Origin of the sequence: Pelagibacterium sp. (genome assembly GCF_965249125.1) — a bacterium.
Classification (GTDB): Bacteria; Pseudomonadota; Alphaproteobacteria; order Rhizobiales; family Devosiaceae; genus Pelagibacterium.
The window spans coordinates 3,808,649-3,828,456 of the sequence record NZ_OZ252217.1 but is presented as its reverse complement, the minus strand read 5'-3'; the positions used below and the strand labels follow the sequence as shown (position 1 = coordinate 3,828,456).

At 62.7% G+C, this 19,808-nt stretch carries 19 protein-coding genes; 14 read left to right on the top strand and 5 right to left on the bottom strand.

Annotated features, from left to right (window positions below; all coding sequences use genetic code 11):
- Positions 1-85 precede the first annotated feature (85 nt).
- From ACP148_RS18670 to ACP148_RS18660, 3 genes are read left to right on the top strand one after another with little or no spacing between them, the layout of a single operon-like run.
- Complete coding sequence (locus tag ACP148_RS18670) at positions 86-679, top strand: shikimate kinase (RefSeq protein WP_421952363.1); 594 nt, start codon at positions 86-88, stop codon at positions 677-679.
- Entirely contained in the window at positions 676-1,791 is a 1,116-nt protein-coding gene (aroB, locus tag ACP148_RS18665; protein WP_421952284.1) for a 3-dehydroquinate synthase, read from the top strand. Before ACP148_RS18670 ends, aroB begins: the two co-directional genes overlap by 4 nt.
- Positions 1,791-3,068, top strand: coding sequence for an HlyC/CorC family transporter (locus ACP148_RS18660; RefSeq protein WP_421952285.1), 1,278 nt, complete (start codon positions 1,791-1,793; stop codon positions 3,066-3,068). Before aroB ends, ACP148_RS18660 begins: the two co-directional genes overlap by 1 nt.
- Here the strand turns inward: ACP148_RS18660 and ACP148_RS18655 are convergent.
- Positions 3,052-3,315, bottom strand: a complete 264-nt coding sequence (locus tag ACP148_RS18655; protein WP_421952286.1) for a BolA family protein — start codon at positions 3,313-3,315, stop codon at positions 3,052-3,054. The two genes, ACP148_RS18660 and ACP148_RS18655, sit on opposite strands and share 17 nt — an antisense overlap.
- 177 nt (positions 3,316-3,492) lie before the next feature.
- Here ACP148_RS18655 and ACP148_RS18650 point away from each other — a divergent pair, with 177 nt between their 5' ends.
- The 5 genes from ACP148_RS18650 (at position 3,493) to ACP148_RS18630 (ending at position 9,419) form a co-directional block, all read left to right on the top strand.
- On the top strand, positions 3,493-4,152 hold the full coding sequence (locus tag ACP148_RS18650; protein ID WP_421952287.1) for a J domain-containing protein: 660 nt from the start codon (positions 3,493-3,495) through the stop codon (positions 4,150-4,152).
- A 178-nt stretch (positions 4,153-4,330) separates the two neighbouring features.
- Positions 4,331-5,311, top strand: a complete 981-nt coding sequence (gene cobS, locus ACP148_RS18645; RefSeq protein ID WP_421952288.1) for a cobaltochelatase subunit CobS — start codon at positions 4,331-4,333, stop codon at positions 5,309-5,311.
- Positions 5,312-5,478: 167 nt separating this feature from the next.
- Complete coding sequence (gene cobT / locus ACP148_RS18640) at positions 5,479-7,362, top strand: cobaltochelatase subunit CobT (protein WP_421952289.1); 1,884 nt, start codon at positions 5,479-5,481, stop codon at positions 7,360-7,362.
- Positions 7,363-7,538: 176 nt separating this feature from the next.
- Positions 7,539-8,366 (top strand): esterase-like activity of phytase family protein, encoded by an 828-nt coding sequence (locus ACP148_RS18635; protein ID WP_421952290.1) that lies wholly within the window; start codon positions 7,539-7,541, stop codon positions 8,364-8,366.
- 9 nt (positions 8,367-8,375) lie between these two features.
- Positions 8,376-9,419: a M42 family metallopeptidase gene (locus ACP148_RS18630; protein ID WP_421952291.1), complete on the top strand. Its 1,044-nt coding sequence runs from the start codon at positions 8,376-8,378 to the stop codon at positions 9,417-9,419.
- Between the two features lie 129 nt (positions 9,420-9,548).
- On the opposite strand, the gene ACP148_RS18625 is transcribed toward ACP148_RS18630, so the two are convergent.
- Positions 9,549-10,184 (bottom strand): VUT family protein, encoded by a 636-nt coding sequence (locus ACP148_RS18625; protein ID WP_421952292.1) that lies wholly within the window; start codon positions 10,182-10,184, stop codon positions 9,549-9,551.
- A gap of 231 nt (positions 10,185-10,415) precedes the next feature.
- A complete protein-coding gene (gene rpmB / locus ACP148_RS18620) occupies positions 10,416-10,700 on the bottom strand; it encodes a 50S ribosomal protein L28 (RefSeq protein WP_421952293.1) in 285 nt (94 codons plus the stop codon).
- Positions 10,701-10,952: 252 nt separating this feature from the next.
- Here rpmB and ACP148_RS18615 point away from each other — a divergent pair, with 252 nt between their 5' ends.
- Positions 10,953-11,741, top strand: a complete 789-nt coding sequence (locus ACP148_RS18615) for a DUF3108 domain-containing protein (RefSeq protein ID WP_421952294.1) — start codon at positions 10,953-10,955, stop codon at positions 11,739-11,741.
- 89 nt (positions 11,742-11,830) lie between these two features.
- Positions 11,831-12,316 carry a hypothetical protein gene (locus ACP148_RS18610; RefSeq protein WP_421952295.1) on the top strand — a complete coding sequence of 162 codons (486 nt, stop codon included), beginning with the start codon at positions 11,831-11,833 and terminating at the stop codon, positions 12,314-12,316.
- Here ACP148_RS18610 and ACP148_RS18605 read toward each other — a convergent pair.
- A complete protein-coding gene (locus ACP148_RS18605) occupies positions 12,313-13,563 on the bottom strand; it encodes an MFS transporter (RefSeq protein WP_421952296.1) in 1,251 nt (416 codons plus the stop codon). The genes ACP148_RS18610 and ACP148_RS18605 overlap by 4 nt on opposite strands.
- Positions 13,560-14,156 carry an ArsR/SmtB family transcription factor gene (locus ACP148_RS18600; RefSeq protein ID WP_421952297.1) on the bottom strand — a complete coding sequence of 199 codons (597 nt, stop codon included), beginning with the start codon at positions 14,154-14,156 and terminating at the stop codon, positions 13,560-13,562. Before ACP148_RS18600 ends, ACP148_RS18605 begins: the two co-directional genes overlap by 4 nt.
- 563 nt (positions 14,157-14,719) lie before the next feature.
- On the opposite strand from ACP148_RS18600, the gene ACP148_RS18595 reads away from it, so the two are divergent.
- The 4 genes from ACP148_RS18595 (at position 14,720) to ACP148_RS18580 (ending at position 19,570) form a co-directional block, all read left to right on the top strand.
- On the top strand, positions 14,720-17,662 hold the full coding sequence (locus ACP148_RS18595) for a helicase-related protein (RefSeq protein WP_421952298.1): 2,943 nt from the start codon (positions 14,720-14,722) through the stop codon (positions 17,660-17,662).
- 5 nt (positions 17,663-17,667) lie between these two features.
- The gene (locus tag ACP148_RS18590) at positions 17,668-18,066 is read left to right on the top strand and encodes an RNA-binding S4 domain-containing protein (RefSeq protein WP_421952299.1); all 399 of its coding nucleotides are present in this window, start codon (positions 17,668-17,670) and stop codon (positions 18,064-18,066) included.
- 113 nt (positions 18,067-18,179) lie between these two features.
- Positions 18,180-18,518: a ferredoxin FdxA gene (fdxA, locus tag ACP148_RS18585; RefSeq protein WP_421952300.1), complete on the top strand. Its 339-nt coding sequence runs from the start codon at positions 18,180-18,182 to the stop codon at positions 18,516-18,518.
- A 491-nt stretch (positions 18,519-19,009) separates the two neighbouring features.
- Positions 19,010-19,570, top strand: coding sequence for a CarD family transcriptional regulator (locus ACP148_RS18580; RefSeq protein ID WP_421952301.1), 561 nt, complete (start codon positions 19,010-19,012; stop codon positions 19,568-19,570).
- Positions 19,571-19,808: the final 238 nt, after the last annotated feature.

Sequence of the window (19,808 nt, the reverse complement as noted above, 5' to 3'; positions counted from 1 at the left end):
AGATTTGCGCGCCCCCGGCAAGCGAGCGACCTTGACAGCCAGACCGCCAGAGGATTGAACCACATCAACCAATAAGGGCACCATGATGGGGCAGAACGCGACAGGCATTGCCAGGCCGAAGGCCGAAAGCCAGGTGCTCGACGCCCTGGCCGGACGGCCCGTCGTGCTCGTGGGCATGATGGGCGCCGGCAAGACTACGGTCGGCCGCCGCCTGGCCAACCGGCTCGGCCTGCCCTTCACCGATTCCGATGCGGAGATCGAGACCGCCGCCGGCATGTCGGTTCCCGACATCTTTGCCGCCCATGGCGAGCCCGAATTCCGTGCTGGCGAAGCCCGCGTCATCTCCCGGCTCCTGCGCGAGCATCAGGGCATCATCGCCACGGGCGGCGGCGCCTTCATCAACCCCGAAACCCGCGAAGCCATAAAAGCCAATTCCGTTTCGATCTGGATCAAGGCCGATTTCGACCTGTTGTTCGCCCGCGTCTCCAAACGCCCCGGCCGCCCCCTGCTCCAGACCGCCGACCCCCGCGGCACGCTCAAGGGGCTGATCGACAGCCGCTATCCGATCTATGCGCTGGCCGACCTGACAGTGGCCTCGCGCGACGTGCCCCACGATGTGGTCGTCAACGACATCCTCGCCGCCATTTCGAGCCATTTCGACATCCCGAAAGACCAATGAGCGACCACACTCCCCTTCACACCGTCCACGTGCCGCTGGGCGAACGGGCTTACGACATCGTTATCGCCCCCGATGCCATCGGGAGCGCCGGCTCTAATCTGGCCGGCATGTTCCCCGGCGCGCGCTACGGCATCGTGACCGACGAAAACGTGGCCAAAGCCCAGCTTCCCCGCCTCGCCCGATCCCTTGACGCGGCCGGGCTTGGACACACCGAGATCGTCGTCCCGGCCGGTGAAGCCACCAAATCCTGGGCCAATTTGCAGAATGTGACCGAAGCCATCCTTGCGGCCCGGCTCGAACGCAACGACATCCTGATCGCGCTGGGCGGCGGGGTCATCGGCGACCTGGCCGGTTTTGCCGCATCGATCGCCCGGCGCGGCATGGATTTCGTCCAGATCCCCACCTCGCTTCTGGCCCAGGTGGATTCCTCGGTCGGCGGCAAGACCGGTATCAATTCGGTCCACGGCAAGAACCTTGTCGGCGCCTTCCACCAGCCCCGGCTGGTGCTGGCCGACCTTGAGGCCCTCGAAACCCTGCCGCCCCGCCAGTTTGCCGCCGGCTATGCCGAACTGGCCAAATACGGCCTGATTGACGACGAGGACCTGTTTTTCTGGCTCGAAGCCAATTATCGCGAGATCGAAGCGGGCGGCCCGGCTCGCGGGGAGGCCATTGCCCGCGCCTGCGCCGCCAAGGCCCGCGTCGTTGTCGCCGACGAAAAGGAAACCGGCAACCGCGCCCTGCTCAATCTCGGCCACACCTTCGGCCACGCTCTCGAAAAAGCCACCGGCTATTCCGACCGGCTGCTGCATGGGGAAGGCGTGGCCATAGGCATGGTGCTGGCGCATCGGTTTTCGGCGAAACTGGGCCTTGCGCCGTCCCAGGATGCCGGCCGCGTCGAAGCGCATTTGAAAAATGCCGGCCTGCCCACTACATTGGCCGATATCGCTGGAGACCTGCCGCCAACGCAAATGCTCATGGACGCCATCGCACAGGACAAGAAAGTCTCGCGCGGGCAACTGACGTTCATTTTGACACGCGGTATCGGCAAGGCCTTCATCGAGAAAAAAATCGACCCCCAGGCGGTCGCAACTTTCCTTGAGGATATACGCTGATGTCGTTGTGGCTGTCTTTGTTCGCCATTGTCGCGCTGCTGGCCATGAGCTTTTTCTTTTCCGGCTCGGAGACCGCGCTAACCGCCTCGTCGCGGGCCCGCATGTACCAGATGGCCAAGGCGGGCAACAAGCGCGCCTCGCTGGTCGAGAAGCTGACCGCTGAAAAGGAGCGCCTGATCGGCGCCATCCTCTTGGGCAACAACGTCGTCAACATTTTAGCGTCCACCCTTGCCGCTTCGGTCCTGATCCAGATTTTCGGCGAGGCGGGCATCGCCTATGCCACTCTGGCCATGACCGCCGCCGTCGTCGTCTTTTCCGAGGTGCTGCCCAAGACCATCGCGCTGATCCGCCCCGATGGCTTCGCCCTGTTCGTATCACCCATCATCCGGGTCATCGTCCTGGTCTTTTCGCCGGTGACCCTGACCGTTCAGGCCTTCGTCAACGTCATCCTGCGCCTGTTCGGGCTCGACCCCGACAAGGCCAGCGAAATCTCGGGCCATGAGGAATTGCGCGGCGCCGTGGACTTCCTCCATTCGGAGGGCGAAGTGGTCAAGGGCGACCGCGACATGCTGGGCGGCATCCTCGACCTGCGCGAACTCGAAGTGTCCGACGTCATGGTGCACCGGACCCGCATGCTGGCGCTCGATGCCGACATGCCCGCCGACGAATTGATCGGCGCCATCCTCGACAGCCCCTTTACCCGCGTGCCCCTCTACAAGGACAAGCAGGACAATATCGTTGGCGTCGTCCACGCCAAGGATCTGCTGCGCGCCATCCAGAAGGCGGACGGCGATTTTACAAAGGTCAATCCCGCCAGGATCGCCTTCAAGCCCTGGTTCGTGCCCGATACGACCTCGGCACAGGCCCAGCTCAATGCGTTTTTGAAACGCAAGCTCCATTTCGCGCTGGTGGTCGATGAATATGGTGAGGTTCAGGGCCTGATCACCCTCGAGGACATCCTCGAGGAGATCGTTGGCGAAATCGCCGACGAGCACGATGCGGTGATCGATGGCGTGCGCAAGCAGGCCGACGGCTCCTATATCATCGATGGCCAATTGCCCATCCGCGACCTCAATCGCGCGCTCGACTGGAACCTTCCCGACGAGGAGGCGACCACCGTTGCCGGTCTGGTCATCCATGAAGCCAAGCTGATCCCCGATCCGGGCCAGCAATTCACCTTCCACAATTTGCGCTTCAAGGTGTTGCGCCGCCAGCACAACAGGGTGACCCAGCTCCGCGTATCTCCGGTGGAAGCGGTGGTCAGCGCGAAGGCGTGACCTTGATGGCCAGGGCGTGCAGCCCGGCATCGAACTGATCGGCAAGCGCCGCGTTGATGGCCCTGTGCTGTTCGACGCGGCTCAGCCCATCGAGCTTTTCGCTGGCGATCACGATGCGGAAATGGGTATTGCCCCCTTCCCGCCATCCTGCGTGACCATGATGGCGTTCCGAGTCGTCGATCACCTCAATGGCGCTGGGCGCGAAGGTTTCGGTCAGTTTGGCTTCGATTTCATCGCGAACGCTCATGTGTCAACACGCCTATGATTGAAAATAAGACAAATTGAACCGGGCAAGCCGGTTCCAAACGGTATATGATTACGGGCTTTCAATTCGCTAGAGCGAAATCGGGAAAAAGTGCAGACTTTTCCGGTTCGATCTTGCGAGAAAATGCCGGCCCCCAAACCAAGGTCCCTGTCCGCTCTTATGTCGATCAACTCCAAGTCCAAGATCTTTGATTCCGTTCGCATCAAGCCCCGCCGCACTCAGGTCGAGGAGCAGGTCGCGGCGCATCCGGGGTGCGATTGGGAAGGGTGCGAAAATCCCGGCATGCACAAGGCCCCCAAGGGCGCGCGCTCGGAAGGCCAGTTCCACAATTTCTGCCTCGAGCATGTGCGCCATTACAACAAGGCCTACAATTATTTCTCCGGCATGGATGACGAGGAAATCGCCGATCACGCCACCAAGATGAACGCGCCGGGCAGCCGCGAAACCTGGGCCTATGGCTCCAACCGCTTCGGCAAATCCGATCCCCAGCCGAAAAAATTCAAACCCCGCGATTATACGGGCAGCCAGTTCCGCGACGTCAATGGCGTCTTCGCCCGCCTGCGCTCGCGCGCCCGACAGGATGCCGGCGGCAAGGGCGAAAGCGCCGAGCGCGCCATCACGCTCACCGGTCAGGATCGCGCCGCCTTCGAGGTGCTGGGCCTCGATGGCCGCAAGGCTTCCATCGAGATCAAATCCGCCTACAAGGCCCTGGTCAAACTCCACCATCCCGACGCCAATGGCGGCGACAAGGGGTCCGAAGACCGGCTGCGCAACATCATCTCGGCCTACAACCACCTCAAGCAGCGCGGCTTTGTCTGACTTTATGCAATGCGAAAACCCCGGCGAAACACCTCCCGGACGCTTGCGGCATCGGCTGCTCTAGGTTTATGGCAGTTGTGTTGCTATAAGCGCTCCGAATTTTCCCCAAAGACGCGAACCGAACGCGCCTTAGCATCGGAAAAACATGGGTTCCGGTGCGCCCGAGACGAGGCAAATCATGACTGAGTTTTCCAACCTGCCCGACACCGAGTATTCAGTGCGCGATCTGTTCGGGATCGACAGCGACTTGGTGGTCAAGGGCTACGCCACCCACACCGACCACGTGCCCGAGATCGACCCCGATTATCTGTTCGATCGCAACACCACCCTTGCCATCCTCGCCGGTTTCGCCTTCAACCGCCGCGTCATGGTGCAGGGCTATCACGGCACCGGCAAATCCACCCATATCGAACAGGTTGCCGCCCGGCTCAACTGGCCGCTGGTCCGCGTCAACCTCGACAGCCACGTTTCCCGTATCGACCTTGTCGGCAAGGACGCCATCGTCCTGCGCGACGGCAAGCAGGTCACCGAATTCCGCGACGGCATCCTGCCCTGGGCCGTCCAGAACAATATCGCCCTGGTGTTTGACGAATACGACGCCGGACGTCCCGACGTGATGTTCGTGATCCAGCGCGTGCTCGAAGTGGCGGGCCGGCTGACGCTCCTCGACCAGAACCGGGTTATCCGCCCACACCCGGCCTTCCGGCTGTTTGCCACAACCAACACCATCGGTCTTGGCGATACCTCGGGCCTCTATCACGGCACCCAGCAGATCAACCAGGGGCAGATGGACCGCTGGTCGATCGTGGTGACGCTCAACTATCTGCCGCACGAAAAGGAAGTCGGCATCGTTCTGGCCAAAGCCAAGAGCTACGACAAGGACGATGAAGGCCGCAAACTGGTCTCCAACATGGTCCGCGTCGCCGATCTCACCCGCTCGGCCTTCATCAACGGCGATCTGTCGACCGTCATGAGCCCGCGCGCCGTCATCACCTGGGCCGAGAACGCCGAAATTTTCGGCGATATCGGCTTTGCCTTCCGGCTGACATTCCTCAACAAATGCGACGAGCTCGAACGCCCCGTGGTCGCCGAATTCTACCAGCGCGTGTTCGGCGTCGACCTACCCGAATCCGCCGCCAACCTGGCGATCTCGGCATAAGGCCGCAAAGGCCCCCTCACCCGCCGTTGACACGGCGACCTCTCCCCCAAGGGAGAGGTGACCCCGGGGGGAGGCCCAAGTGCATTACCTCTCCCTTGCGGGAGAGGTCGGCTCGAAGAGCCGGGTGAGGGGGCCTTCCTCCCCGGCGACAGGAAACGAAGAGACAGATGGCCCAGCCCCCGCGCATAAAAGCCAACAAGCCCGATCCCACCGGCCCGTTCAAGGCGGCCGTCGGCGCGGCACTGCGCACGGTGGCGGGCAAGCACGATCTCGAAGTCTCCTTTACCGCCGACCGCCCCATCCTCACCGCCGACAAGGCGCGGCTGGCCGCCCTGCCCCGCCTGCCGACGTCCCGCGACATCGCTATAGCCCGCGGCCAGGGCGATGCCATGGCCATGCGCATGGCCAGCCACGATGCCGACACCCATCGCCGCCTTGCCCCAAGGGATCCCGACGCCAAGGCCGCCTTCGACGCGCTCGAACAGGCACGCGTGGAATCGCTGGGCTGCTCGCGCATGGCCGGCATGAGCGGCAACATCGCCGAGATGATCGAAGACCGGCTGTTCCGGGCCAACTACGCCAATGTGAGCGACATCGCCGACGCACCTCTTGCCGAAGCGCTTGGGTTGATGATGCGCGAAAAGGTCGCCGGCATCCCCATTCCGCCCTCGGGCACCCCCCTTGTCGATCTCTGGCGCGAAAAGCTCGAAGGCAAGATCGGCACATCGCTCGATGAGTTGGCCGGCCTGCTCGACAACCAGACCGAATTTTCGCGCAAGACCCGCTCCATCCTGCGCGATCTCGACCTTCTGGCCGAGGCCGATCCCGACCAGTTCGACCAGGACGATTCCGAGGGCTCCGATCAGGATGCCCAGAACAATCAGGCCATGAATGGCGAGGAGGACGAGCAGGACGGCGACGCCCAGGACCAGGAGATGGACGGCACCGACCAGGCGCCGGGCGAGCACGAGGAAACCGGCGACGTCGAGGGCATGGAAGCCGACAGCGCCGACACCGACGAAGACGCCCAGGCCGAAGCCGGCGAGGACGCCCCCGCCCCGCCCCCCCAGGGCGAAGGCGACCAGCGCCTGTCCAATCAGCCCAACTACAAAATCTTCACCGACAAGTTCGACGAGATCGTTGCCGCCGCCGATCTGTGCCCGCCCGAAGAGCTCGACCAGCTCCGCCAATTGCTCGACAAGCAGCTCGAACATCTTGCCGGTGCCGTCGCCCGGCTGGCCAACAAGCTACAGCGCCGTTTGATGGCACAGCAGAACCGCGGCTGGGATTTCGACCTCGAAGAGGGCGTGCTCGATACCGCGCGGCTGACCCGCGTGGTCACCGACCCGCTACAGGCCCTTTCCTTCAAGGCCGAGCGCGACACCGAATTCCGCGACACCTGCGTTACGCTCTTGATCGACAATTCCGGCTCGATGCGCGGCCGGCCCATCACCATCGCGGCCATCTGCGGCGACATTCTCGCCCGCACCCTGGAGCGCTGCGGCGTGAAGGTCGAAATCCTCGGCTTTACCACCCGCGCCTGGAAGGGCGGCAAATCGCGCGAAGCCTGGCTCGATGCCGGACGCCCGCCCAATCCCGGCCGCGTCAACGACATCCGCCACATCATCTACAAGGGCGCCGACGAGCCCTGGCGCCACGCCAAGCGCAATCTCGGCCTGATGATGCGCGAGGGGTTGCTGAAAGAAAACATCGACGGCGAAGCCCTGCAATGGGCGCACAAGCGCATCGTCAACCGCCCGGAAAACCGCCGCATCCTCATGGTGATTTCCGATGGCGCCCCGGTCGATGATTCAACCCAGTCGGTCAATCCGGGCAATTATCTCGAAGCCCATCTGCGCGCCGTGATCGAGGAGGTCGAAACCCGCTCGCCCGTGCAACTGGTCGCCATCGGCATCGGCCATGACGTCACCCGCTATTATCGTCGCGCCGTCACCATCCTCGACGCCGACGAGCTGGCCGGCGCCATGACCGACAATCTGGCCGCCCTGTTCGATGAAGAGCTGCCCGGTGAAGCCCGGAGGCGGCGCTGAGACTTTCTGCCAGCGCCCCTCTGATTGCCATTTCGCTCCTTTGGGCGGCCGCACCGGCCTCCGCCCAGTCCCCGAGCGCCGAAGCGGTCGCGGTTTCGTCGCTGCCCATCACCAGCTTCCGCAACGCTTCGATCGGTGCCCCGGTGGGCAGTCTGATTTTTGAAGGTGGATTGCAATTGACCAGCCCCCACCCCGATTTCGGTGGGATCTCGGGGCTGGCCTTCATCGACGCCGCCCGGTTCGTCATGGTCACAGATCAGGGCCGGTTCCTCTCGGGCGCGCTCGACCTGGCCGATGGCGCCCCCGCCGGTCTATCCGATGTCGAAATCGATATTATCCGCAATTCCTCGGGCAATCCCCTGCCCAGCAAATTCTCGTCCGATTCCGAAGCCATCGAAATCGTTTTCCGCAACGGCCGGCCCGCCGCCGCGCGTGTCGGGTTTGAAAACCTCAGCCGTATCGCCGAATTCGATCTTGTCGCGAGCCGCCCCGCCGGTCCGGCCCGCGAAATCGCCATCCCCCATTGGCTCACCGACCTGCGCACCAATGAAGCCATTGAATCGGTGTGCATCGCCCCGCCCGCTTCCCCGGTCGCCGGTTCGACCCTTATCATCACCGAAGCCCACACCCGGACGTCCGGCCAATGGGCCGCGACATTGCTGGGCAATCGGGATCGCGGCGATCTGGGGCTGGAAATGGCGCCGGGCGTCAATCCCACCGATTGCGCCTTCCTGCCCAATGGCGATCTGCTCGTCCTCGAGCGCGGCCTGGCCTTTCTCGCCTTTTCCATGCAGATCCGGCTGATCCCCGCCGACATGGTCCGCCCTGGCGCCGCGATGTCCGGCCAGGTGATCCTTTCGGGATCGGGCAGCGCCGTGGACAATTTCGAGGGATTGGGCGTGCGCACCTTGCCCGACGGCCAAACCCGTATCACCATTGTTTCCGACGACAATTTCAATTCCTTCCAGCGCACCCTGCTGCTCGAATTTTCTCTTCCCGACTAGGAGTTCCCCATGAACATCGACCTGCTGCGCGCCTTGTGCGAAACCCCCGGCGTCCCCGGCCGCGAACACCGCGTGCGCAAACTGATCGAAACCGAAATCGAAGGTCTGTTCGATGAGGTCAAAACCGATTCCATGGGTTCGCTGATCGCCGTGCGCCGCTCGCGCACCAAAGCCAAAAACCCGCTCAAGATCATGCTGCTCTGCCACATGGACGAGATCGGGTTCCTCGTCACCCATGTGTCCGAAAAGGGCTGGATCCACATCGACAATGTCGGCGGCTTCGATCCGCGCACCCTGTTCGCCCGCCGCGTCAAGGTCGTAACCCCCGATGGCGATTATCCCGGTGTGATGAACGCGGGCGGCCGCCCCCTGCACATCTCATCGCCCGAGGACCGAAAGAAGATCCCCGCGATCAGGGAGTTCTTCGTCGACATCGGTTTCGGCGCCGAAACGCGCTCCAAGGTGCAGGTCGGCGATTTCATCGTCATGGACGAACCGCTGATCGAAATGGGCGAAAAGATCGTCTCCAAGGCGCTCGACAACCGCGTCGCCTGCTGGCTGGGCATCGAGGCCATCCGTGCCCTCGCCGAAAGCGGGGTCGACCATGATTGCGAGATCCACGTCGCCTTCACCACCCAGGAAGAAGTGGGCCTGCGCGGTGCCCGCACCGCCGCCTTTGCCGTATTGCCCGATATCGGGCTGGGCATCGATACGACGCTGGCCTGCGACACGCCGGGCGTGCCTGAAAACGAGATGGTCACCGCCCAGGGCAAGGGCGTGGGCCTCACCATCAAGGACGGCTCGTTCATCGCCGATTTCGATCTCGTCGAAGAGATCGAAGCGCTGGCCAAAAAGGAAGATATCCCCGTCCAGCGCTCCATCCTCGCCTCGGGCGGCCAGGACGCCGCCGCCGCCCAGCAGGCCGCCGCCGGCGCCCGCGCCATTGGCATCGTGGTGGGCACCCGCTACATCCACACTGTCGCCGAAATGATCGAGAAATCCGATCTCAAGGCCGCCCTCGATATTCTCGTTGCCTACCTCAAGAGCAAATAAAAAGGGGCCAAGAGCGCGTCCAGCAAAAGTGGAAACGGTTTTGCGGTTCGGACGCGCGACAAAACAAGGAGTTAGATCAAGTCCGCAATTCGTAGAAAAGCGGATTTGATCTAACGGCCCCTTTCTCCATTATGCCACCGACACGACCCGGTCCGGTATGGCCCGCCGCAGCGCCTTATAGGGCACCAGCAGCACGAGGGTCACGAGGATCTTGACGAGGAAATCGCCAACCGCCAGCGACACCCAGAGCGGCACGTCGGGCCCCACCGAAAGGAACGGGGTCGGGAAGGGGAGCGAGCCGTCTTCCAGCCCCAGCCCGGTATCGAGAAACACGAACGCTGCCGCAAAGGCGATGCCGAAGAACAGGATCGTATCGATCACCGCGCCCAGCACCGACGAGATCAGCGGCGCATGCCACCATTTGCCCGCCCGCAGCCGGTCAAAGATCGAAACGTCGAGAAGTTGCGCGACAAGAAACGCCGAGCCCGAAGCGATAGCGATGCGCGGCGAGGCCAAAAAAATGCTCCAGATCACCGCGAAGGCAAACCCCACAAGCACCACCACCCGCGCCGGCACCGGCCCGAAATGGCGGTTGGTCAGATCGTTGACCATGAAGGCCACCGGATAGGTGAAAGCGCCCCAGGTCAGAATATCGGCGAGATTGACAGCGCCGAGCGAGGCTTCAACGGGAAACTGAACGAGATAGTTCGACGCGGTGACCACCACCGCCATGGCCAGAACGGCCCAGAAAAAACGCACGCCCATAGCGTCGCTATCCTTTTGTCCAAAAGCGGCAAGATGACCGCCGGATTGATGTTGGGGACAATGCCCCGTTTTCGTCGACGCGATCCGGCAGATGGCCGGTGCATCTTCGGAGCGCTCTCAGGAAAAGTGGCTACCACTTTTCCGGTTCGAGAACGCGACCGGATAGAAAACAAAAAACGCCGCGTCAGGCTACCCTCACGCGGCGCGTAAATTCCTGCGCGTCGTTTCGCCTTAGTTGGCGATAGCGGCGCGGACTTCCTTCTTGATGCCGAGCGCGCGGACCGAAAGGTCCTCGTCCTTGGCCTTCATGAGGAAAGCATCGAGACCGCCACGGTGCTCGACGGTGCGCAGCGCGGAAGCCGAAACGCGCAGCTTGACCGAACGGTCCAGCGCTTCGGAAATCAGCGTCACATCGCAAAGATTGGGCAGAAAGCGGCGGCGGGTCCGGTTGAGCGCATGGCTCACATTGTTGCCGGTCATCACGCCCTTGCCGGTGAGTTCACAGCGCCGTGCCATTGTTTTAATTCCTGTCAATCGTATCGGGACCGGGGCGAGCCCCCAGTCAACCGGTCTGGGTTCTAAAGTGGAAACTTTGGCCGGGGATATAGAGAAAGCACCCCCGCCCGTCAAGCGCTAGCATCCATCTTGATGCCCGATTGTGACTTCCCGGTGCTGGACAGGCCGAATCGCAACGGGCAACGTAACCCTTCATCTGATTCGTGGGGCGCGAATCCCGGTTCTGGCCGTATGAACATGAACGAGACACGCGTGAAACGCCTTTCCCTTTCTTCTCTCGCCCTCGGCGCCCTCATCGCTTTTGGTCCCCCAGCACCCGCCACCGCGCAGCAGACCGGCTCCATCGCCTCTTACGTGGTCTCCATCGGCGGCATCAACGTGTCCAATATCGACATCAGGCTCGGGCTCGAAAACTCGGGCTATCAGCTCGACGTCGTGGCCGACGTCACCGGCCTCGCCCAGGTGGTCGCGCAGGGCTCGGGCGCCGTCAATTCGGGCGGGTCGATCACCGCCGACGGGCTGCAATCGAGCCGCTTTTTTCTCGAAACCCGCACCGCCAATGAGCGCTTCGCGCTCCAGACCGCCTATTCGGGCGGCAATGCCTCGGTTGGCGACGTCACGCCCCCGCTGGTCGACAATCCCGACCGTGTACCGGTCAATTCTTCCCACCGCTCCGGCGTCAACGACCCGCTCGCCGCCTTCATCCTGCGCGGCCAGGCGCTCGATCAATCCCTGTGCAATCGCACCCTGCGCATCTATACCGGCATCGAGCGCTTCGACATGCCGCTAAGCTATGTCGAAACCACCACCGCCACCTCCACCCGCACCGCCTATCAGGGCCCCGTGGTCCTGTGCGCCATGCGCTACGTGCCCATCGCCGGCCATTTCGAAACCTCGGAAATCACCGCCTATCTGCGTGATTCCAACCGCATGCTGGTCTGGTACATGCCGTTGCGCGATTCGGGCTTTTTCATCCCCTACCGTGTCCTGATGGGCTCGAGCTTTGGCGATATTTCGATGGTTCTGGTCGGGCTCAACTGAGCCAGGGGCGTTTACCAAGCGAGCAAGCGCGCCTTGATTGCTCCGAAACCTGCGGCCTTTATGTCCCCGACTAAGGGGGACAAGTCGGGATGTTTACAAAACCGCTCAGCGGCAAATCTTATTTCATTGCGCTGTTGATCAGGGCCGCTGTTGTCTTTGCTGTCTTCGCCGCAGCCCTCACGCTCTTTGCCTTGTCGATGAGGGATTGCTCGGCAGCCTCCGGCGCATGCGGAGCCGGGATGGCAATTTTCATTTACGCCACACTGGCGGCATTGGTAATCTTTCTTCTCTCCATTGTCGGCATCTCGATCCGTCGTGCACGGGATGCCGGCTGGCACCCCCTGATCGGCCTCCTCCCGGTACTGTTGCCATTCGCCATTCTGCTTCTGTTGCGTTTGGGTTTCCCAGCTGGGCCTTGGGGCTTGGCGTTTGGGGTGTTCCTCATGCTTTTCATGCCTCTTTTCTTTCCGCCCCTTAGCATTGCGTGGTTGGCAACAATCGCAATCTTCAGTTTCACGCCGACCAGCACCGCGCGCCGTTTGCAGCTCGCCAGCAACCGCCCGCCGCGCATTTAAATTGCGCGCGCCCGGCCCGCTTCCAGCGGCCGCTCGGAAAACCCGCGAAACCCTTTGAACACCAGCGGCATCAGCGTCATCGCCAGATAAAAGACCCCCGCGACCCAGAACGCCGCCGACAGCCCCAGCCCGGCGATCAGCGCGCCGCCGAAAATCCCCCCGAACGGCATCAGCGCCCAGGCCGAGGCGGTGACCAGCGATGAGACGCGCCCCACAAGCTTTTCCGGTATCCGCTCAAGGATTACCGCCGAAAGGATGGGGTTTAGAAACCCCGAAGCGAACCCACCCACAGCCAGCGTCGCCAATATCCCCGCCAGCGGCGCGTCGAACGCGAACACCGCAAAGCGCGGCAGCGATATGATCATGAAGGCGCCGACATAGACAGCCAGCCGCGGCATCTTTTCACCCAGCGCGGTGGCCACCATGGCCCCCAGCACCGAAAACCCTGACATCACGGCAAAGACCAGCCCCAGCGTTTCCGCCCCGCGCCCGCCCTCCTGCGCCCAGACCGGCACCAGAACGGCGGCGTAGGCCTGATCGAGCAGATTGGTCACCGCCACCATCACCGCGATCCCCACCAGCACCGCATCGCCGCGCAGAAAAGCAAAGCCCTCCTTAAGTTCGCTGCCATAGCTGGTCTTTGCCTCTGGCGCGTCTGCCTCGGCGATTTCTTTCGTTCCCGGCCTGACGCCAAACAGCAGGATCGCCGCCGCAAAGCCCAGCGTCACGGCATTGAATGTGAGCGCCATCGCCGGCCCCACCATCGCCACCAACGCCCCCGCGGCGCCGGCCCCAACCGTTGAGGCCAGCCGCTCGATGGTGCCCACAACGCCCGTCACCCGCTCGAGTGGCAACTTGCCGCGCCGCGCCACCAGCGGCACCAGCGCGTGCTTGGCGGCGTCGGCGGGGCCCTGCAACAGCCCCACAAGTGCGACCAGCGGAAACAGCAAGGGCACGCTGAGCAGGTCGAATGCGGAAAGAAGCGGTATCGCGCCGACCGCAAACAGCCCGAAAAAATCTCCAAGAACCGAAACCCGGCGCGGCCCGATCCTGTCGATCAACGGCCCGCCCAGCGCCTTGGCCAGCACATAGGGCGCCATCTCCGCAAACACCACCAGCCCGGTCAGCACCGGATCGCCGGTCACCGTCAGGACAAGCCAGGGAATGGCGATCAACGACAGCCGCGTGCCCGAAATCGAAAAAGTCTGCGCCACGGCCAGCGCGAAAAAATCCCGCCGCCCGCTCATTGGTCTACTCCCATGCCGAAGGGCTGATAGGGAAAGCCGTGCAGATGCACAGTGAAGGGCCGCCAGCCCTCGGCCAATTTTTCGCCCGGCGCCGGCGCCTCTGTCTTGTGTTTGATAAGCAGGGCATGGATGTCGTCCATCAGCCTCTTTGCCGCTTCGGCCGACATGGCAATCGTGTAGTCCGAAAAGGTCTGCGCCTTCTTCCACTCCTGGGGCAGATCGTTGAACCCGTCATGGGCCCGCTGCATCGCTGCCGCATGATGGGAAATCACCGATTGCATCATGGCCATGCTGGCATCGAGCGCTTCGCCCGGCTCAGCCTCGGAGGGCTCGATCATCGTGGCCTCGTGCCGCGCCTTCCACCAGCGGTCGCGCCTGTTGCCGCGCCCCTCGTCGGCCTCGATGAACCCGTGTTCGGCCAATTGCCGCAGATGATAGCTCGTCGCCCCCGAATTGAGCCCCAGCCGCTCGGCCAGTGTCGTCGCCGTCTGCGGCCCCTCCATGCGCAAGATACCCAGCATTTTCAGCCGGTCCGGATGGGTCAGCGCCTTGAGCGCCTTGGGGCCGGGTACGATTCTTGAAATTTCACGCATGGGACGACCTCGATGGCTGTTGCCGCCGAGACTACAATTGCAAAGATTATTTTGCAAACTTTTATTTGCGATTAGTGTGGTGCCGATTTTCCGACCGCTCTGGCTCGAAATCGCCATTTGCCACGCACTCAAGCCTCTCGCCCCCGCGTCCCATTCCGGGACGGTCAAAATCTTTTTCGTCAAAATGAAAGAATTTTTGCCCCGGCCGGCCGGCCTTTTCGCCTTTACGCCGCCGCCAGGCACAAAAAAATCGCCTTAACGCTTCATAAGCACTTGCTCCGATTCCCGGCCCGTTAACCCGATGGCAACCGAAATGAACGGTTTTGACGACTCTTTAGCCCCCGCAATCGCAATCAGCGCCGCTTTAGTATCCCGCCGCCCCGCCGCACCACCATATGCTGTAGGGAACAAATCAGGATTCGGGCCCGCTCCCCGATTCGGTTCGCGTTTGTTCCGTTTTCGTTCAAATTGTTAAGTTTGGATGGCGTCCGGCCATTGCCTTTCCCGCTTTGATACACCACCTTGCGGGACAAAAGCCTTTACCTTGCCCTTTCCCAGAGCCGATGACCTCAATTCCATCCCAGGCCGTAAAGGCCGTGCTCGGCCCCACCAATACGGGCAAAACCCATTATGCCATCGAGCGCATGCTGGCCTATCGCTCCGGCGTCATCGGCCTGCCGCTGCGCCTTCTGGCCCGCGAGGTCTATAACCGGGTCGTCGAAAGGGTCGGCGAATCGGCGGTCGCCCTGGTCACCGGCGAAGAACGGATCGTGCCAAAGGCTGCCCGCTATTGGGTGGCAACGGTCGAGGCCATGCCCACCGACATGATGGTCGATTTCCTCGCCATCGACGAAATCCAGACGGCAACCGATTTCGATCGCGGCCACGTTTTTACCGACCGCCTGCTGCACGCCCGTGGCCGCGCCGAAACCCTGCTGTTGGGCGCCCAGACCATGGAACCGGTGATCCGGCGCCTGTTGCCCCACGCCGAAATCGCCTTCCGCCCGCGTTTTTCCCAGCTCACCTGGGCCGGTTCGCGCAAAATCTCGCGTCTGCCGCGCCGCTCGGCCATCGTGGCTTTTTCGGCTTCCGAAGTTTACGCCATCGCCGAACTGCTGCGCCGCGAGCGGGGCGGCGCCGCCGTCGTCATGGGCTCGCTCTCCCCGCGCACCCGCAACGCCCAGGTCGATCTGTTCCAGAACGGCGATGTCGACTTTCTCGTCGCCACCGACGCCATCGGCATGGGGCTCAATCTCGACGTCACCCACGTCGCCTTCGCCTCCGATTCCAAATATGACGGCCGCCAGTTCCGCCCCCTCACCCCCGCCGAAATCGGCCAGATCGCCGGGCGCGCCGGGCGCCACATGCGCGACGGCACGTTCGGGGTCACCGGTGGCACCGATCCGTTCGACGAGGAAACCATCGCCGCGCTCGAAGCCCATGATTTCGCGCCCGTCAAACAGCTCCAGTGGCGCAACCGCGACCTCGATTTCAAATCCCTGACCGCGCTGCATGCCAGCCTCGAAGTCACCCCCGGCCATCCCGCCCTCACCCGCGTGCCCGTCGCCACCGACCAGCGGGCCCTCGAATTCCTCCTGCGCCACCAGGAAGGCCAACTTGCCAGTTCCCGCGAACGGGTCGAGTTGGCCTGGGCCTGCTGCCAGATTCCCGATTTTCGCGACATTTCCCCCGCCGCCCACGGCGAAATCGTCACCCGTGTCTTCTCCGGCCTCGCATTGGCCGGAAGGATAGACGCTGATTGGATTGCCGAGCAGGTCAGGTTCTGCGACAATACCGTCGGCGACATCGATACGCTGTCCAACCGAATCCGCCAGATTCGGACCTGGACTTTCATTTCTAACCGCAGGAACTGGCTGGAAGACCCCACTCACTGGCAAAAAACGACCCGAGCGATCGAGGACGCTTTGTCCGACGCCCTGCACGAAAGGCTTATCCAGCGTTTCGTCGACCGGCGGACCAGTGTGTTGATGCGTCATCTTAGAGACAAGCAGATGGTATCACCAGAAATCACCGAAAATGGAGAACTCGCGATCGAAGGCCATGTCATCGGCACGATCGAAGGGTTCCGCTTCACGCTCTCGCGCATCGACGGCGAAGCCGATTCGAAAAACCTGCGCACTGCGGCAGCCACTGTCGTCGCCCCCGAAATCGCCAAACGCGCCGACCGGCTGGCTGGCGCGCCCAACGAGGAATTCGTCCTCGCCACCGACGGCGTCATCCGCTGGCGCGGCGAGGTGGTCGCCGAGCTGGCCGAAGGCGCCACCCTTTTTGCCCCCCGCATCATCATTCTGGCCGATGAAAGCCTTTCGGGCCCCGATCTGGAAAAGGTCGACGACCGCCTTTCGCTCTGGCTGCGCCACACGATCAACACCCAGCTCGAGCAGGTCATCGCCCTGCTCGAACCGGCCGAACTCGAAGGCGCCGCTCGCGGCATCGCCTTCCGGCTCGCCGAAAATCTGGGCATCATCGCCCGGCCCGAAATCGCCGACGAGGTCAAGGGGCTCGACCAGGACACCCGCGCCAAGCTGCGCAAGCTCGGTGTCAAATTCGGCGCCCACCACATATATCTGCCCTTAACCCTCAAGCCCGCCCCGCGTGAGCTGGCGCTGATCCTGTGGGGGCTCAAGAATGGCGGCGTGCGCCAGCCGGGCATTTCCGAATTGCCCCACATCATCCTGTCGGGCCGCACGTCCTTCCCGATCGACAAGACCTTCGACCGCCGTCTTTACGAGGTCGCGGGCTTTAAAGTCGCCGGCGAGCGCATAGTGCGTGTCGATATCCTCGAGCGCCTCGCCGACATCATCCGCCCGCTCGTCGCCTATGACGCCAACCGTCCCGTCGACACCCCTCCCCCCGAAGGCGCCGCCGAGGCCAACGGCTTCCGCGTCACCGTCGAAATGACCTCGCTGCTTGGCTGCGCGGGCGAAGACTTCGCCTCGATCCTCAAATCGCTCGGCTATCGCCTCCGCCGCACGCCCAAGGCACCGGCAGAGCCAGCGCCCGCGCAATCAGCGCCAGCCACCGAAGCCCAGGCCGCCCCCGCCGAACCGATTGCCGAAACTGCAATCGCCGAAGCCGCGCTCGAAGGCGCTCCCCTCGAGGCTGTGACCGAGGCCGTCGCCGACGCGCCCATTCCGGCCCTCGATGCAGCCGCCGATGCCCAACCGGCCCCTGTACCCGCCGAGGCCGACGCTACCCCCGCCGAGCCCGAATTCGACGAGGTCTGGTTCCCCGCCGGCCGCCGTCCCGAGCGCACGCGTCCCGAACGGGGTAAACGCGAGGGCAATCGCGGCCCACGTCCGGACGGCCAGCAGCGCCACAAGGGCAAGGGCGGAAAGCCCGGTCAGCACGGCAAGGGCGGACACCAGGACAATCGTAGCCACGAAAATCGCGGAAACGACCGGCCCCGTCCCGAGCGCCGTGAAAAGCCCATCGACCCCGATTCGCCCTTTGCAGCGCTCGCCGCGCTCAAGACCCGCAAATAGGGCCCATGGCCGCCCAGATGCAGGACCGCCAGCGCCTCGACAAATGGCTTTGGCATGCCCGCATCACCAAGACCCGCACACTGGCCCAGAAACTCATTGAGTCCGGCGCCGTGCGGGTCAACGGCCAGCGCGTCCTCGATACCGACCGCAAGGTCGGCGCGGGAGACGGGCTGACCATCCAGATCCACGCAAGATTGCGCGTCCTGCGCATCGTCGCCATTGCGGAACGGCGCGGTTCGGCGACCGTGGCAGCCACCCTCTATGAGGATATTTCGCCTCAAGGGCTTCCAGAAAAAGTGGCTCCCGCTTTTTCGGTTCCAAGGCCCGCAAACCAGGGGGAGAAGGCCGATGGGAGTTCCGAGGGAAACGACAATCTGCCGACTCTTGAAAAACCGGAATCCTGATCGCTTTTGCCGCGCTTTCTTGGCAAGCGCACGCCTTGAAAGCCGGCTCAAAACCGTTTAGCAAGCACACGCTTGGCCATTTCCTCACACTCGCCAGCTATCAGGATTGCCTCATGACCTATGTCGTCACCGACAATTGCATCAAATGCAAGTACACCGACTGCGTGGAAGTCTGCCCGGTCGACTGTTTTTATGAAGGTGAAAACATGCTGGTCATCCACCCCGATGAGTGCATCGACTGCGGGGTGTGCGAGCCTGAATGTCCCGCCGACGCCATCAAGCCCGACACCGAGCCCGGGTTGGAAAAATGGCTCGAGGTCAACACCAAATACGCATCGGTCTGGCCCAACCTGACCGAAAAGCGCGACGAATTGCCTGAAGCCAAGGAAATGGACGGCGTCGAAGGCAAGTTCGAAAAATACTTCTCGGAAGAACCCGGCGAGGGCGACTGATCGCTATACCCGGGATGGCCGAAAGCCTCGCGAAGCCTGCGCCCTGACAGCCCCCACGCAAATCACCTGTGGCCGGTTTCGGGCGGTCAACCGCGGGCGATCTTGAAAAACGCCCTCGCGCTTACCATATGTCGTTGCAAGCTGCGCGCCATCGGAATAGAGGCCGCGCGCCGGTTGATTCGTAACTTTTGATTTTGTCATCAAACTGTGGTATTGTGTCCACAACCAGTTGCATCAGCCCTCACGCTAACCCGTGCCCACCAGGGGCACTTTTTTGTGAAACAACCCACAAACCTAACCCAACCGACCGGAAACCAGCGGAACCGGCCGGGAGAGTTGTGCGACTGAAATATGATCCCGCAAAGGATCGGGAAATTGAAGCGGGACGCGTAAGCCGCAATGAACGCGTCCGCAACAAAACAAGAATTGGGCTCCGTTGGACGATTCCCTTGATCGCCCCACGGAACCAGGCGTCAACAGGAGTAGCCAATATGGCAACCAAAAAGACCACGCAGCGCGCGGGCTTCAAGACCGGCGAGTATATCGTTTACCCCGCTCACGGTGTTGGCCTCATCCAGTCCATCGAGGAACAGGAAGTCGCAGGACTTTCTCTCGAACTGTTCGTCATCAGCTTCGAACAGGACAAGCTGACGCTCCGCGTGCCCGTTGCCAAGATCAATTCCGTGGGCATGCGCAAGCTGGCCGAACCCGAAGAAGTCGCCAGGGCGCTCGAAACCGTCACCGGCCGCGCCCGCGTCAAGCGCACCATGTGGAGCCGCCGCGCTCAGGAATACGAGGCCAAGATCAATTCGGGCGATCTTATCGCGATCTCCGAAGTGGTCCGCGATCTCTACCGCTCCGAAGAGCAGCCCGAGCAGTCCTATTCCGAACGCCAGCTCTTCGAGCAGGCCATGGACCGCATGAGCCGCGAAATCGCCTCGGTCAACAAGATCACGCTGACCGAAGCGGTCAAGCTCATCACCAAGAACCTCGCCAAGAACCCGCGCCGCGGCAAATCCGACCCCGCCGACGCCGAGGAAGCCGCAGCATAATCTGCAAGGCTCGCGATCAATACGAAAAAGGCCGGTCCCAGCGACCGGCCTTTTTTTCTTGCGCCCACACAGGCTGAACGCCTGAGAGCTCATATGGAATCGATCTTCACCCCAGCGCTTTCCCGGCGAAAGCCGGGATCCATGGGCCGGTGCCTGAAACGCCTGTGCCACCATCAATGCTGCTGGGCCCGGTTTTCACCGGGGAAGCGACAGCCATTTGCGCCAGCCAATTGACCAA

Excerpts from the sequence above, each read along its gene's own strand:
- ACP148_RS18670 (WP_421952363.1), top strand. The coding sequence starts at position 86 with ATGGGGCAGAACGCGACAGGCATTGCCAGGCCGAAGGCCGAAAGCCAG.
- aroB (WP_421952284.1), top strand. The coding sequence starts at position 676 with ATGAGCGACCACACTCCCCTTCACACCGTCCACGTGCCGCTGGGCGAA.
- ACP148_RS18660 (WP_421952285.1), top strand. The coding sequence starts at position 1,791 with ATGTCGTTGTGGCTGTCTTTGTTCGCCATTGTCGCGCTGCTGGCCATG.
- ACP148_RS18655 (WP_421952286.1), bottom strand. The coding sequence starts at position 3,315 with ATGAGCGTTCGCGATGAAATCGAAGCCAAACTGACCGAAACCTTCGCG.
- ACP148_RS18650 (WP_421952287.1), top strand. The coding sequence starts at position 3,493 with ATGTCGATCAACTCCAAGTCCAAGATCTTTGATTCCGTTCGCATCAAG.
- cobS (WP_421952288.1), top strand. The coding sequence starts at position 4,331 with ATGACTGAGTTTTCCAACCTGCCCGACACCGAGTATTCAGTGCGCGAT.
- cobT (WP_421952289.1), top strand. The coding sequence starts at position 5,479 with ATGGCCCAGCCCCCGCGCATAAAAGCCAACAAGCCCGATCCCACCGGC.
- ACP148_RS18630 (WP_421952291.1), top strand. The coding sequence starts at position 8,376 with ATGAACATCGACCTGCTGCGCGCCTTGTGCGAAACCCCCGGCGTCCCC.
- ACP148_RS18625 (WP_421952292.1), bottom strand. The coding sequence starts at position 10,184 with ATGGGCGTGCGTTTTTTCTGGGCCGTTCTGGCCATGGCGGTGGTGGTC.
- rpmB (WP_421952293.1), bottom strand. The coding sequence starts at position 10,700 with ATGGCACGGCGCTGTGAACTCACCGGCAAGGGCGTGATGACCGGCAAC.
- ACP148_RS18610 (WP_421952295.1), top strand. The coding sequence starts at position 11,831 with ATGTTTACAAAACCGCTCAGCGGCAAATCTTATTTCATTGCGCTGTTG.
- ACP148_RS18605 (WP_421952296.1), bottom strand. The coding sequence starts at position 13,563 with ATGAGCGGGCGGCGGGATTTTTTCGCGCTGGCCGTGGCGCAGACTTTT.
- ACP148_RS18600 (WP_421952297.1), bottom strand. The coding sequence starts at position 14,156 with ATGCGTGAAATTTCAAGAATCGTACCCGGCCCCAAGGCGCTCAAGGCG.
- ACP148_RS18595 (WP_421952298.1), top strand. The coding sequence starts at position 14,720 with ATGACCTCAATTCCATCCCAGGCCGTAAAGGCCGTGCTCGGCCCCACC.
- ACP148_RS18590 (WP_421952299.1), top strand. The coding sequence starts at position 17,668 with ATGGCCGCCCAGATGCAGGACCGCCAGCGCCTCGACAAATGGCTTTGG.
- fdxA (WP_421952300.1), top strand. The coding sequence starts at position 18,180 with ATGACCTATGTCGTCACCGACAATTGCATCAAATGCAAGTACACCGAC.
- ACP148_RS18580 (WP_421952301.1), top strand. The coding sequence starts at position 19,010 with ATGGCAACCAAAAAGACCACGCAGCGCGCGGGCTTCAAGACCGGCGAG.